General features: G+C 67.1%; 14 protein-coding genes. 9 read left to right on the top strand and 5 right to left on the bottom strand.

Annotated elements, in window-relative coordinates; translation table 11 throughout:
* The first annotated feature begins 70 nt into the window (after positions 1–70).
* Together C8J40_RS02980 and C8J40_RS02975 are read left to right on the top strand one after the other, a co-directional pair.
* Positions 71–1,090, top strand: coding sequence for a nitronate monooxygenase (locus C8J40_RS02980; protein ID WP_243693175.1), 1,020 nt, complete (start codon positions 71–73; stop codon positions 1,088–1,090).
* 425 nt (positions 1,091–1,515) lie between these two features.
* A complete protein-coding gene (locus C8J40_RS02975; protein WP_132895695.1) occupies positions 1,516–2,274 on the top strand; it encodes a hypothetical protein in 759 nt (252 codons plus the stop codon).
* On the opposite strand, the gene C8J40_RS02970 is transcribed toward C8J40_RS02975, so the two are convergent.
* Positions 2,275–2,679, bottom strand: coding sequence for a VOC family protein (locus C8J40_RS02970; protein WP_132895694.1), 405 nt, complete (start codon positions 2,677–2,679; stop codon positions 2,275–2,277). It abuts the gene before it with no gap.
* A 115-nt stretch (positions 2,680–2,794) separates the two neighbouring features.
* Here C8J40_RS02970 and C8J40_RS02965 point away from each other — a divergent pair, with 115 nt between their 5' ends.
* The 6 genes from C8J40_RS02965 (at position 2,795) to pal (ending at position 7,803) form a co-directional block, all read left to right on the top strand.
* Positions 2,795–3,253, top strand: coding sequence for a YbgC/FadM family acyl-CoA thioesterase (locus C8J40_RS02965; RefSeq protein WP_132895693.1), 459 nt, complete (start codon positions 2,795–2,797; stop codon positions 3,251–3,253).
* Positions 3,250–3,942: a protein TolQ gene (gene tolQ, locus C8J40_RS02960; protein ID WP_056053223.1), complete on the top strand. Its 693-nt coding sequence runs from the start codon at positions 3,250–3,252 to the stop codon at positions 3,940–3,942. Before C8J40_RS02965 ends, tolQ begins: the two co-directional genes overlap by 4 nt.
* Positions 3,943–4,124: 182 nt before the next feature.
* On the top strand, positions 4,125–4,562 hold the full coding sequence (gene tolR / locus C8J40_RS02955; protein ID WP_093400527.1) for a protein TolR: 438 nt from the start codon (positions 4,125–4,127) through the stop codon (positions 4,560–4,562).
* 10 nt (positions 4,563–4,572) lie between these two features.
* Entirely contained in the window at positions 4,573–5,610 is a 1,038-nt protein-coding gene (locus tag C8J40_RS02950) for a cell envelope biogenesis protein TolA (RefSeq protein WP_132895692.1), read from the top strand.
* A 209-nt stretch (positions 5,611–5,819) separates the two neighbouring features.
* Entirely contained in the window at positions 5,820–7,223 is a 1,404-nt protein-coding gene (gene tolB, locus C8J40_RS02945; protein WP_132895691.1) for a Tol-Pal system beta propeller repeat protein TolB, read from the top strand.
* A 52-nt stretch (positions 7,224–7,275) separates the two neighbouring features.
* Positions 7,276–7,803 (top strand): peptidoglycan-associated lipoprotein Pal, encoded by a 528-nt coding sequence (gene pal / locus C8J40_RS02940; protein WP_132734603.1) that lies wholly within the window; start codon positions 7,276–7,278, stop codon positions 7,801–7,803.
* A gap of 167 nt (positions 7,804–7,970) precedes the next feature.
* Here the strand turns inward: pal and C8J40_RS02935 are convergent, their stop codons facing one another.
* The 4 genes from C8J40_RS02935 to C8J40_RS02920 form a co-directional block, all read right to left on the bottom strand.
* A complete protein-coding gene (locus C8J40_RS02935; RefSeq protein ID WP_132895690.1) occupies positions 7,971–8,822 on the bottom strand; it encodes a S1/P1 nuclease in 852 nt (283 codons plus the stop codon).
* Positions 8,819–9,739: an isoaspartyl peptidase/L-asparaginase gene (locus C8J40_RS02930; RefSeq protein WP_132895689.1), complete on the bottom strand. Its 921-nt coding sequence runs from the start codon at positions 9,737–9,739 to the stop codon at positions 8,819–8,821. Before C8J40_RS02930 ends, C8J40_RS02935 begins: the two co-directional genes overlap by 4 nt.
* Positions 9,736–10,875, bottom strand: coding sequence for an acyltransferase family protein (locus C8J40_RS02925; RefSeq protein ID WP_132895688.1), 1,140 nt, complete (start codon positions 10,873–10,875; stop codon positions 9,736–9,738). The genes C8J40_RS02930 and C8J40_RS02925 overlap by 4 nt, the downstream gene beginning before the upstream one ends.
* A gap of 68 nt (positions 10,876–10,943) precedes the next feature.
* Positions 10,944–11,465: a DUF1993 domain-containing protein gene (locus C8J40_RS02920; protein ID WP_132734594.1), complete on the bottom strand. Its 522-nt coding sequence runs from the start codon at positions 11,463–11,465 to the stop codon at positions 10,944–10,946.
* 115 nt (positions 11,466–11,580) lie between these two features.
* Here C8J40_RS02920 and ispG point away from each other — a divergent pair, with 115 nt between their 5' ends.
* On the top strand, positions 11,581–12,717 hold the full coding sequence (ispG, locus tag C8J40_RS02915) for a flavodoxin-dependent (E)-4-hydroxy-3-methylbut-2-enyl-diphosphate synthase (RefSeq protein WP_132895687.1): 1,137 nt from the start codon (positions 11,581–11,583) through the stop codon (positions 12,715–12,717).
* Positions 12,718–13,058: the final 341 nt, after the last annotated feature.

Here is a 13,058-nt window from a genome sequence, read left to right as displayed (position 1 = left end):
TGACGTATAGAGTTGGGATAGCGGACATTATTGCAACGACGAACAAGATTGCGACGACGGGGATGGATGCATGACGATCGGTACTGAGCGGCTGCAACGCCGGATGGCGCGCGGCGCCGCGTTCCTCGGGTCGGAGGTCGCGATTCTCGGCGGTGCGATGTCCTGGGTGAGCGAGCGGCACCTCGTCTCGGCGATCTCCAACGCGGGCGGGTTCGGCGTGATCGCGTGCGGCGCGATGACGCCCGCGCTGCTCGACACCGAGATCGCCGCGACCAAGGCGATGACCGACAAGCCGTTCGGCGTGAACCTGATCACCATGCACCCCGACCTGTTCGAGCTGATCGCGGTTTGCACCAAACATAAGGTCGGCCATGTCGTGCTCGCCGGTGGCTTGCCGCCCAAGGGCAGCATCGAGGCGATCAAGGAGACGGGCGCCAAGCTGATCGCGTTCTCGCCCGCGCTGGCGCTCGCGAAAAAGCTGATCCGCAGCGGTGTCGACGCGCTGGTGATCGAGGGCATGGAAGCCGGTGGCCATATCGGCCCGGTCTCGACCAGCGTGCTCGCGCAGGAGATGCTGCCGGAGATCGCGGACCAAGTGCCGGTGTTCGTTGCGGGCGGGATCGGTCGCGGCGAGGCGATCGCGGGGTACCTCGACATGGGTGCGGCGGGCGTACAGCTCGGCACGCTGTTCGTGTGCGCGACCGAATCGATCGCGCATGCCAATTTCAAGAAGGCGTTCATCCGGGCCTCGGCACGCGACGCGATCGCCAGCGTGCAGATCGATGCGCGGCTTCCCGTCATTCCGGTGCGCGCGCTGAAGAACGCGTCGAGCGAGTTGTTCACGGCGAAGCAGCGCGAGGTCGCCGGGCATCTCGACGGCGGCCGCGTGGAAATGGCCGAGGCGCAGTTGCAGATCGAGCATTACTGGGCGGGCGCGCTGCGCCGTGCGGTGATCGACGGCGATGTCGAGCATGGCTCGGTGATGGCGGGCCAGTCGGTCGGCATGGTCAAGCGCGAGGAGCCGGTCGCGCAGATCATCGGCGGCCTGATGGCACAGGCGGCTGCCGCGCTGGAAGCACGCGCGGTTTGATCTTTTTCCCTCCCCTATGAGGGGAGGTGGCAGCCCGCTTGGGCTGACGGAGGGGTGATCCGCTATCGAGAGGGTGTCACCCCTCCGTCTGGCAAGCGCCAGCCACCTCCCCTTGCAGGGGAGGATTGCAGAGCACGCGTGTAATACGCTTGGTCATGCCTCGCTCCTAGACATTCACCAGCACCACCCCGGCGAAGGCCGGGGCCCAATTGGGGGACATCGCTGACGGAGGTCGCGCTTCGTTACTGCAGCCTTTCCAACTGGGGCCCGGCCTTCGCCGGGGTGGACGACTTCCGGGGTAGGTGCAGCCAGCGCGAGGCCCAACCCCGCTCCCTCTCCACTCGCCGCAAAGCGCGTACGGCTTACGTCTCGTTAACCTAATCCCGGCAAGAGTGTCCCGTCGGGGGACGTTACGAGGTGTTGTGATGAGTCGTCGGTTTGCTTTGCTGTCCGTTACCGCGCTGGGCCTGCTGGCCGGCTGCACGTCGAAGCCGCGGACCGTGGCGCAGGTCGCGCCGCCCGTGATCATGGTGCCAGTGCCTGCGCCAACAATGCCGAAGGGCGCGTCGCCGACCATCGTCATTCCGGTCGCGCTGGCCGACGGCACCTATCCCACACCGAATCGCAATCTGACGACTTCCGCGAAGGTCTGGCATCTCCGCGCTGCGCTCAACGTCGCCGCGCTCGCCTGCCGCGGGCCGCAGGAATTGACGATCGTCGCAGGCTACAACGCGCTGCTCTCGGCACAGAAGCCGGTGCTCGCCAAGGCCGAGGCGACCTATGCCAGCGAATACAAAGCGGGCGGCGGCGACTGGCAGGATCGCTACGACGATTCGATGACGCGCTTGTACAATTTCTTCTCGCAGTCGCCCGCGCGCGACGACTTCTGCGCCGCGGCTGGCACGGTCCTCGCTCAGAGCGCCGGGCTGACCGCCGAGGCATTGCCCGCGTTCGCCGCCCAGAACCTGCCCGTGCTCGAGCGGCCGTTCACCGATTTCTACCGCGCGGTCGATGCGTGGCGTGGTCGCCCCGTGCGTCCGGTTCAGCCACAACTGGCCGTCTCGCGCCAATATGCGTCGAACATGACCGTGCAGACGATCACCCAGGCCCGGCTCCAGCCGATCTCGCAGCCTGTGCCGCCGGCTCAGCCCCGCTTAAAGCTGGACCCGAGCGTCTTCCAGTAATCAGGTCTTGATGGGCGATCCGATCGACCAGCTATGGCCGAACGGATCGCGCACCTGGCCGTAGCGATCGCCCCAGAACTGGTCGGCGACGGCCATCGTCACGGCGGCGCCGGCCGCCACCGCGCGGTGGGCCCAGGCATCGGTATCGTCGACGCGCAGATGCAGTGTGATACCCGCGGGCTCGGGCTCGTCGTGACCGCGCCATTCCGGGAACTCGTCGGAGAGCATCAGCCAGGCGTCGTTGATCCGCAGGCTCGCCTGCATCAGCCGGACGCCGTCGTCCGCGAAGTTCGTCTCGACGAGGGTTGCGGCGAACGCAGTCTCGTAGAATTCGAGTGCCTCGCGTCCGCGTTGTCCGCGAATGACGAGGAACGGCGTGATTCCGCCGGTGGGACGATCGGCCATGCGAGTCTCCTGCGTTTGCAGCCGGCAAGCTAGGCGCCTCGCACGGCGCCGGCCAGCGCGAACCGCGAAGGCAAAGCTTGGCTTCATGGCAAAGACTGGGTTAACAGCCGCGGTAATGGCTGATGTTTCAGATCGTCCGGCGGAAGGCCGCTTCGAAGGGCGCGAGCACCGGTTTCCGGTGCGCGTGTATTTCGAGGACACCGATCTGTCGGGCGCGGTCTATCACGCCAACTATCTGCGCTACATGGAGCGCGCCCGGTCGGACATGCTGCGGGTCGGCGGGATCGACCAGCGCGCGGCGTTCGAGGCGGGCGAAGGCTCCTACGCGATCGCCAGCGTCACTATCCGTTATGCCGCGCCCGCCAGGCTCGACGACGCGCTGCTGGTGGTCTCGCGGATCACGCAAGTGCGCGCGGCCGGGGTCGCCATTCATCAAAGGGTCATGCGCGACGGGCTTGTCTTGGCCGAGGCGGACGTGGTGGCGGCATTGGTCGCTCCCAATGGCCGCCCACGCCGCCAGCCGCGCGCCTGGATCGATATCTACGAACGCCTTGTCTGGCAGGGGGAAGCATGAATCCGGTGTTGACTATGGATAGCGCGACGCTGTCGCCGATCCACTTGTTCCTCCAGGCCGACTGGGTGGTGAAGGGCGTGATGATCGGGCTGCTGCTCGCCAGCATCTGGACCTGGGCTCTGATCGTCGCGTTCTGGCGGCGGATCGGCAAGACGCGCAAGGGCATGACGCGGTTCGAGCGCGATTTCTGGAAGGCCGAGGATATCGACGTCTTCTACAAGGCGGAGGGCGAGAACGACCTGCCGTCGGCGCGCGTGTTCGCGGCCGGCGTGACCGAGTGGCGGCGCTCGACCGCGGGTGGCACGATCGACAAGAGCGGCACGCGCGAGCGGCTGGCGACGACGATGGGTGCAGCCGTCGCGGGCGAGATCGACAAGCTGTCGGACCGGCTGAACGTGCTGGCGACGGTCGGCTCGGTCGCGCCGTTCGTCGGGCTGTTCGGTACGGTCTGGGGCATCATGCGAAGCTTCACCAGCATCGCGGCGGCGCAGAACACGTCGCTGGCGGTGGTCGCGCCGGGAATCGCGGAGGCACTGTTCGCAACCGCGATCGGCCTGTTCGCGGCCATCCCCGCGGTAATCGCGTACAACCGGTTCTCGCACGGCATCAACCGGATCGAGGCAAGCCTCAACCGGTTCGCCGACGGTTTCCACACGACCCTCTCGCGCCAATTGGACGGCTCGCGATGAGCGCGACGCAGATCCTCCCCGGCACGGGGAGGGGGACCGCGACGCGCAGAGGCGTGGTGGAGGGGGTTCTCCACGTCGCACGGCGTCCGTGGGACGAGGCCACCAACGCAGCGCAACGCATGACGCACGCCCCCACCACCAGCTTCGCTGGTCCCCCTCCCCGCGTGCGGGGAGGATTTTAAGTGGCGATGAATCTTCCTTCTTCCCGCGGGCGCGGTCGCCGCGCGCCGATGGCGGATATCAACGTCACGCCGCTGGTCGACGTGATGCTGGTGCTGCTGATCATCTTCATGGTGACCGCGCCGCTAATGACCGCGGGCGTACCGGTGAACCTCCCCGACGCGCGCGCGAAAGCGCTCGACCAGGAGCAGAAGCCCGTCGAGATCTCGATGGACGAGACCGGCGCGCTGTTCATCGACAAGGATCAGGTGACCGACGACGCGCTGCCGGTGCGGCTCGCCGCGATCGCTGCCAGCCGTGCGGTTGGCGACGAGCCGCAGGTGCTGCTGCGCGCGGACCGGAAGCTCGATTACGGCCGCGTGATGCGCGTGATGGGCGAACTCAACCGCGCCGGGCTGAACCGCGTCGCGCTGGTGACCGTCGAGGGTAACCAGAACTGATGGCTGGCTGATGGACCGTTCGGAGAAGATCGGCTTAGGCGTCGCGGTTGTCGGGCACGTCCTGCTGTTCGGCGCGCTGTCGCTCGGCTTTCTCAGTGCGCCCGAACTGCCGAAGAAGATCGAGCAGCAGCCGATCGACGTGAGCCTCGTGCCCGATGTCGCGCTGGAAGCGACCGCGCCGCAATCGGTGGAGACGCCAGCCGAGTCGGTCGCGCCGGACGAAGGTGCGCCCGAGGATGCCGCGCCGCCTGCTCCGGAAGAAGCCGATCCCGAGCCGAAGCCCGATCCCGTGCCGCCTGCGCCCCAGCCCAAGCCCGCACCACCGAAACCTGCGCCCAAGCCGCAGCCGACACCCGAGCCGAAGCCTCAACCCAAACCCAAGCCCGCGCCGCCGAAACCCGTCGCAAAGCCCGCGCCGGTCCCTAAGCCCGTCGTGAAGCCACAGCCCAAGGCCGAGAAGGCGCCACCCGCCAAGGCCGCGCCCGCGAAGTCCGCGCCGACCAAGGCTGCGGCGAAACCGAGTGCTGCGCCCGCGAAGACGTCGTCTTCCGCATCGTCGGCCAAGCCCGCCAAGGCATCCTCGACCAAGGGCAGCGGCTCGACCGCCGAGGCGAAAGCGTCGCGGCCACGCGGGTCGCGGCTCGGCGACAATTTCCTGAAAGGTCTGTCGGCCGATCCGTCGCCGAGCAAGTCGGAAGCCCCCAAGGCCGCCAAGCTCGGTGCGCAGGCGGCGGCGAACATCGGCTCGGCGATCTTGCGGCAGGTGCAGCCCTGCGCCAACCGGCAGGTCACGCCGGGGCCTGGCGCGGAGCGGATCCGCGTGACGATCAACTTGAAGCTCAACCGCGACGGCACGCTGAAATCGCGGCCGACGATCAGCGGTCATGCCGGGGTCGACGACGACAACCGGCGCTATGTCGACCGCGTCGACGATCTGGCGATCGCCACCTTTGTCGGGTGTTCGCCGCTACGCGGTTTGCCCGACGACCTGTATGACGTGCAGAACGGCTGGAGCAATTTCAGCCTGCGCTACAAACTTCCCGGCTGAGGATGTCCGTTATGACTCGATCGATCCTGGGGTTTTTCCCTTCGCGCGCAACTTTAGTTGCGGGTGACCACTCATCGCTCGGTAACCACCCCGGCGGAGGCCGGGGCCCAGTTGGAAAGGTCGATGTAACGATGCGCAACGCTCCTTCAGTGGCGTCCCCCAACTGGGCCCCGGCCTCCGCCGGGGTGGGGTTTGTGTGGGGTGGGCGTATGACTCGATCGGTTCTGGCTTCGGTTGGGCTGCTCGCGTTCGTCTCCGGCAGTGCAGCGTATGCGCAAGACGCACCAGCGCCGGCACCGCAACAAGCCCCCGCCGATCCTGCAGCCCCGGCAACGGCAGGCGATCAGTCCGGCGGCCTCGTGGTCGACGTCACCGGCGGTATCTCCGCGCCGATGCCGATCGCGATTCCCGTCATGCCGACGTCCGCGGTCGTCTCCACGCCAGCAGGCTCGACCGACGTGCTCGGCCGCCAGCTCGCCGACATCGTCACCAACGACCTGCGCAACTCCGGGCTGTTCACGCCGCTGTCGCCCGGCCAGCTACGCCCGATCACCTTCCCCGAAGTCACAGCACCCGGGTTCGACTATTGGGGCAGCACCGGCGCGCAGGCACTCGTGCAGGGCTTCATCCGCGCGAATGGCGACGGCAACCTGACCGTCGGCTGCTACCTCTACGACGTATCGTCGAAGGCCGAACTGACCCGCACCGGATTCGTCGTACCGCCGTCGGACTGGCGTCGCGCAGGGCACAAGTGCGCCGACATGGTCTACACGCGCCTCACCGGCGAGGGCGCTTATTTCGACAGTCGCGTCGTCTACGTGTCCGAGACCGGACCCAAGGGCCACCGCATCAAGCGGCTCGCGATCATGGATCAGGACGGCGCCAATCACCGCTTCCTGACCAACGGCCAGTCGATCGTGCTGACGCCGCGGTTCGCACCGAACCAGCAGTCGATCGTCTACATGAGCTATCTCAACAATCGCCCGGCGATCTATGTCTACGATATCGGCTCGGGCAAGCAGCGGCTGGTGGTCGCGAACGCGAACCTGACGTTTGCGCCGCGCTTCTCGCCGGATGGGCGCAACATCCTGTTCTCGATGGCGCAGGCGGGCAATACCGATGTGTACCGCGTGTCGAGCCAAGGCGGTACGCCGCAACGCCTGACCAATTCGCCGGGAATCGACACCGGCGGCAGCTATTCGCCCGACGGCTCCAAGATCGTGTTCGAGAGCGATCGCTCGGGCGGGCAGCAGATCTACGTGATGAACGCGGACGGCTCGAACCAGCAGCGGATCAGCTTCGGCGGTGGGCGCTATGCGACGCCGGTGTGGAGCCCGCGCGGCGACCTGATCGCGTTCACCAAGCTCGGTGGCGGCTTCCGGATCGGCATCATGAGCCCGAGCGGCGGCGGCGAGAAGCTGCTCACCAACGATTGGCAGGACGAGGGCCCGAGCTGGTCGCCGAACGGTCGCGTGATCAATTTTTACCGATCGGGACGCGGCAGCGGCGGCAAGGCGGACCTCTGGTCGGTCGACCTCACGGGCGTCAACGAGCGGAAAATCCCGACGCCGCTCGACGGCTCCGATCCGGCATGGGGCCCCCTGCGGCCCTGAACCTGCTATGGGGGCACTAACGGGAAACGTGATTTTCTACGGGAGACTATCTATGTCGAAGCTTTCCAACATCTTGCTGGCGTGTACCGCGCTGATCGCCGTTTCGGGTTGCGCGAAGAAGCGTCCCGCGGTGCTGCCGCCCGCACCGGTCGACAACAACGCTGCGGTCGATCCCAATGCGGGGATGAACAACGGCAATGTCGGCGGCGCGATCGTGCCGGGGTCGGATGCCGACTTCCAGCGCTCGGTCAGCTCGAACACGGTGAATTTCGGGCTCGACATGTACGACATCGATCCGACCGCACGCGCGATCCTCGACAGCCAGGCGCAGTGGCTCGCCAAGTTCCCGAACCAGCGCATCACGATCGAAGGCCATGCCGACGAGCGTGGCACGCGCGAGTATAACCTCGCGCTCGGCGATCGTCGTGCAAACGCGACCAAGAACTATCTGGCGGCAAAGGGCGTGTCGTCGTCACGGATGACGACGATCAGCTACGGCAAGGAGCGCCCGGTGGCGATGGGCTCGGACGACCAGAGCTGGGCGGCGAACCGCCGCGCGGTCACGGTGGTGCTGAACTAAGATTTGTCGCGGCAGTCCCTCTCCCCTCCGGGGAGAGGGAAGGAGGAGCCACTTGGCGACGGGAGGGTGAGGGGCTGTTGAGACGGACCGTCCGAGCCTCAAGCCCCTCACCCTCCCACGTGCAAGAGCCCGTAGGCCCCTCCCTCTCCCCGGCGGGGAGAGGGGTTTTAGCCCAGCGCTTTGTCGAGCAGTTTCGCCAAGCGGATACCCCCGCGGCGGATCTCCTCGCGCGAGACGGGCACCATCTTTGCGATCGTGGCATCGTCCATCTTCACCCGCGCCGGGACCGTACCGCACGCGTCCCCGCCAAGCGCCGCCGCATACGCCTCATGCGAGGCTGCCCAAGATTCGCGGCTCCAGTCGGTCACCGTCCCCGCCCCGATCTTCGCCCGCTCGGCCGCCGGGTAGCGCCGCACCAGCGACGGCGGCGTCGAGATCGCGCGCTCAGCGAGCGGGCCATCCCAGATCGAGTGCAGGTTGAACCGCGCCGGACCGTAGATCCCGTAATCCGCTTTTACGTCGTTGCCGCCCTTGTCGTTGCGGTCGCCCGCATGCAGCGGTTGGTGGAGATCGCCGACGAAGTGGATCAGGAACGCCAGCGCCTGGACGCGCTCCTTCGGCGACGTAGCGCGATCGCGTAGCAACTTCACGTCGCGCTCAATCTGCGCAGAGACGCAATTGCCGTCCTTGCACGCGGGCGTCAGGTCGAATGGCGCGCAGACGTCGGCGTCCTGGAAATGCCAAGTGTACGCAAAGCCGAAGCGCGACTTGCCGTCGGCGGTCTTGAGCGGCTTGATGCAGTCCGCCCAGACGCTCGCCTGCTCGATCGTGCCCGCGGGACATTCGGGCGTGTCGAGCAGCGCCTGTTGCGCGAGCAACTTGCGAATCGCGACCTTGGTCTTCGGCGTGACGTTGGCATAGGCGATCTGCGCGACGGTCTGGTGGCCGTATTCCCAGAATGCGGTGGCGGGCGAGGCGAGGCCGACAACGGCCAAGGCGGCGAGAAAATAGCGTTTCATGCCGGCTCGTTAGCGTAGATCGCGACCGTTCGGCTACCCGCAGACGAGGCCGTCCCGCGGTACATGCCGACGGTGTTGAAACCCCAGGCCATGTCGCCGTCCGGCCCCGCGACGATTACCCCGCCGGTACCGCCGAGCGCCTTCACTTCGGCAAGCACCGCGTCGGCGGCGACCTGCAGCGACTCGCCCGACAGACGAACACGCGCAGCGATCTCATGGCCAACGCCGACGCGGAGGAAGAACTCGCCCGAGCCGGTGCACGATACCGCACACGCGCGATCGTCGGCGAAGGTCCCCGCGCCGATCACCGGCGTGTCACCGATCCGGCCCCAGCGCTTGCCGGTGACACCGCCGGTCGAGGTGGCGGCGGCGACATGGCCGTGCGTATCGCAGGCGACTGCGCCGACGGTGCCGTATTTCATGTCGACGTCGAACCCGCCGCCATCGGCCTGGAACTCGGCGAATTGCCGGCGGCGTTCGTCGGTCGCGAACCAGTCGGCATCGGCTTGCGGCAATCCGCGATCGCGCGAGAACGCGTCCGCGCCCTTGCCGGCGAGGAAGACATGGCGCCCGTCGTCGAGGATTGCGCGGGCGAGGCCGACCGGGTTGCGCGTCGCGGTGGCCGCGGCGACGGCACCGGCTGCGCGGGTGCGGCCGTCCATGATCGCCGCGTCTAGTTCGAGCGTGCCGTCGTGCGTGAAGACCGCGCCGCGCCCCGAGTTGAAGTGCGGGTCGTCCTCCAGCACGCGGACCGCCGCCTCGACTGCATCGAGCGCACTGCCGCCGTCCGCGAGCACTCTCGACCCTGCGTCGAGCGCACGCGACAGGCCCGCTCTCGCACCCGCATCCTGCTCGGGCGAGACCATCTCGCTGTCGAGTTTGCCGGCGCCGCCGTGGATGACGAGGGTCCAGGTCATGCTGAGTCTTTCGAGGGGAGGGCGCGGAGGCCGATGAGGGGGCGGAGCGGCGCGATGCTGCGGCCGATCCAGTAGAAGGCGATGCAGCCGATCGTCGTCGCGGCGAGCAGGCCCGCGAACTCCGCCCAGCCCGGCAGGCCGGCGGGGAGCAGCGCGTACATCACGAGGACGATGATCGTCTGGTGGATCAGGTAGAACGGGAACACCGCCTCGGTCAGCGTGCGGCGCCAGCGGTAATCGCGGTTCCAGTGGCGCTCGGCGATTCCGATCAGCGCGACGATCGCGCCCCATTGCTCGAGCGCGTGGGCGACGCCGTAGCCGGGGTAGATCCAGCGCGGCGCGACGATGTCGCCGGGCCATTCGAGTTCGACGCCGATGATCGCGCCATAGCCGAGCACCGCGGCGACCGCGCCGACCTTCCACCAGCGCGCGATCGCCGCCATTGCGGGCTCGGAACGGGCGAGGCCGAAGCCGAACAGGAAGGCAGGGAAATAGGTGACGTGCGCGACCCAGTCGCCGAACAGGGCTTGCGATTCCGCGGCCATCTGGAACCACCAGGCGTGGACGAACACGAGCCACGCGACGGGGAGGACAAGCACCGCCCAGCTGCCGAAGACCCGGTCGAACGCGCGCTGAAGCCAGTCGCCGCGGACGACGGCCAGCCCCAGCGTCAAAACGCTCGTGTAGACCCAGAGGTAGACGACGAACCAGAGGTGGTTCCAGGTCGGCAACGACAGCCCGGCGAGCTTGCCGAAGCGGAAATAGTCATGGCTCCAGAACGTCAGATAGCTGCCGGCATAGGCGTGCTTGGTGACCAGCTCGACCCAGGGTTGCGGCGGCACGATCACCGCCATGCCGAACAGCAGCGGCACTAGCAGGCGGTAACAGCGGTTGGCAAAGAACCCGGCCGTGCCGCTCGACCGGGCAAGCAGCGCGCGGCTGGCATAGCCCGAGACGACGAACAGCAGCGTCAGCCGCCAAGCATTGCTCGCCAGCATCGGCAGCCGCACCCAGTCCTCGACATGGAGCGACTTCACATGGAAGTTCCACGGCACGAAGACCATGCCGATATGGTAGAGGATCAGCAGCGCGAACGCACCGATCCGCAGCCAGTCCATGCCGTAATGCCGGGTCATCGCGCGGCCCTACGGGGCGGGGGCCGGTGCCGCAAGCGTCGGGCGGCTAAGGCGTTCCCCGCGCCGGTTCACGCCTTCATGCGCGGCGTGCCCATGAAGTCGCGCTTGCCGATCGGCACGCCCTGCGCGCGGAGGATCGCGTATGCGGTGCTGGCGTGGAAGTAGAAGTTGGGCTGCGAGAACGAGAGCAGGAAGTTCGCGCCGGTGAACGGCATGACGAACGTGCCGAACTCGAAGGTCGTGTCGTTGTCGGCGAGCGCGTCGAACGTCTCCCGGTCGATCGCCTCAAGCTTGGCGATCGCGTCGCGTATCACGCTGTGGAGACCCGCGAAGTCGGTCGGCCAAGCCGATCGATCGGGCGAGAAGGTGCCGCAGCGGACGCCTTCGATTCCGCCGACCGAATGCGCTGCACACGACTTCACCTGATAGCCAAACGGCAGCATGTCGTCGGCGAGCTTCGCATCGATCAGCGTCGCGGGTTCGATACCCTTCTCGGCCGCGAACGCTTCCGCCTTGTCGAGCAGCGCGTCGACCGCACGCAGAATCTGGAGGTTCGAGGGAATCGTCGCATCGTACAGGGACAGGGTCATCGCGTTCGCTCCTAAAGCCGTGCGCCGCTATGGCCGACGTTCGCTACTCCGGCCAGCGATGTTCCGTTCCAGCGCGCAAGTCGCTATATAGGCCTCGAACTCCCGAGGAATCCCCATGTCCCTTCGTCCCTGGCGCGATATCACCCGCCGCAAGAGCCGCCAGATCATGGTCGGCAACGTCCCCGTCGGTGGCGACGCGCCGGTCACCGTGCAGACGATGACCAACACGCCGACCGACGACGTCCGCGCGACGGTCGACCAGATCCGGCGTTGTGAAGAGGCCGGCGTCGACATCATCCGCGTCAGCTGCCCCGACGTCGAATCGACCACCGCGCTGAAGCAGATCGTCCGCGCGAGCCGCGTGCCGATCGTCGCCGACATCCATTTCCACTACAAGCGTGCATTGGAAGCGGCGGATGCCGGCGCGGCGTGCCTACGGATCAACCCGGGCAATATCGGCTCGGCGTCGCGCGTGAAGGAAGTCGTCGACGCGGCGAAATCCAACGGCTGCGCGATCCGGATCGGCGTCAATGGCGGCTCGCTCGAGCGGCACCTGCTCGAGAAATACGGCGAGCCTTGCCCCGACGCGCTGGTCGAGTCGGCGCTCGATCACATCAAGCTGTTGCAGGACCACGATTTTCACGAGTTCAAGGTCGCGGTGAAGGCGTCCGACCTGTTTCTCGCGGTCGCGGCGTACCAGCAGCTCGCCGAACAGGTCGATTGTCCCCTCCATCTCGGCATCACCGAGGCGGGCGGGTTCGTCGGCGGCACGGTGAAGTCGGCGATCGGGATGGGGAGTTTGCTCTGGTACGGGATCGGGGACACGATCCGCGTGTCGCTCTCCGCCGAACCGGAGGAGGAGGTCCGCGTCGGCTTCGAGATCCTCAAGTCGCTCGGCATCCGCAACCGCGGTGTCCGCGTCGTGTCGTGCCCGTCGTGCGCGCGCCAGGGCTTCGACGTGATCCGCACGGTGCAGGCGCTGGAGGAGCGGTTGCAGCATATCCGCACGCCGATGTCGCTGTCGGTGCTCGGCTGCGTCGTGAACGGCCCCGGCGAAGCGCGCGAGACCGACATCGGCATCACCGGCGGCGGCAACGGCAAGCACATGGTGTATCTGTCGGGCGTCACCGACCACCACGTCCAGGACGCCGACATGGTCGACCACATCGTCCGGTTGGTCGAAGCGAAAGCCGCCGAGATCGAAGCGGCCGACGAGGCGATGGCTGCACTGGTGCCGGTGGCGGCGGAATAGAGGGCTACCACCACGCCCCGTCATCCTGACGAAAGTCAGGATCCAGGGTAACGAACGCAGACCTCAATGGCTCTGGATCCTGACTTTCGTCAGGATGACGAGGAATAGGGCGCAGGCTTCGTCTCGTTCTCCCGCGAAGGCGGGAGCCCAGGGTAACGGGCGATGACGGTTGTGGCTCCTGGACCCCCGCCTTCGTGGGGGAACGGCGCTGATGCGGACTGATATCCACCGTCGCTGAAGTTGGCCGATCCTCCCCCGCCAGGGGGAGGTGGCGCCGGAGGCTTCGGAGGGGGAGGGCACAGGGCAGAGGTCGTCGCTTACCTCCCCCTCCGTCTGGCAAG

It is taken from the genome of Sphingomonas sp. PP-CC-3A-396 (assembly GCF_004343105.1).
Lineage (GTDB): Bacteria > Pseudomonadota > Alphaproteobacteria > Sphingomonadales > Sphingomonadaceae > Sphingomonas.
Note: the sequence above shows the minus strand (reverse complement) of the source record. Positions and strands in the feature narration are given on the sequence as shown.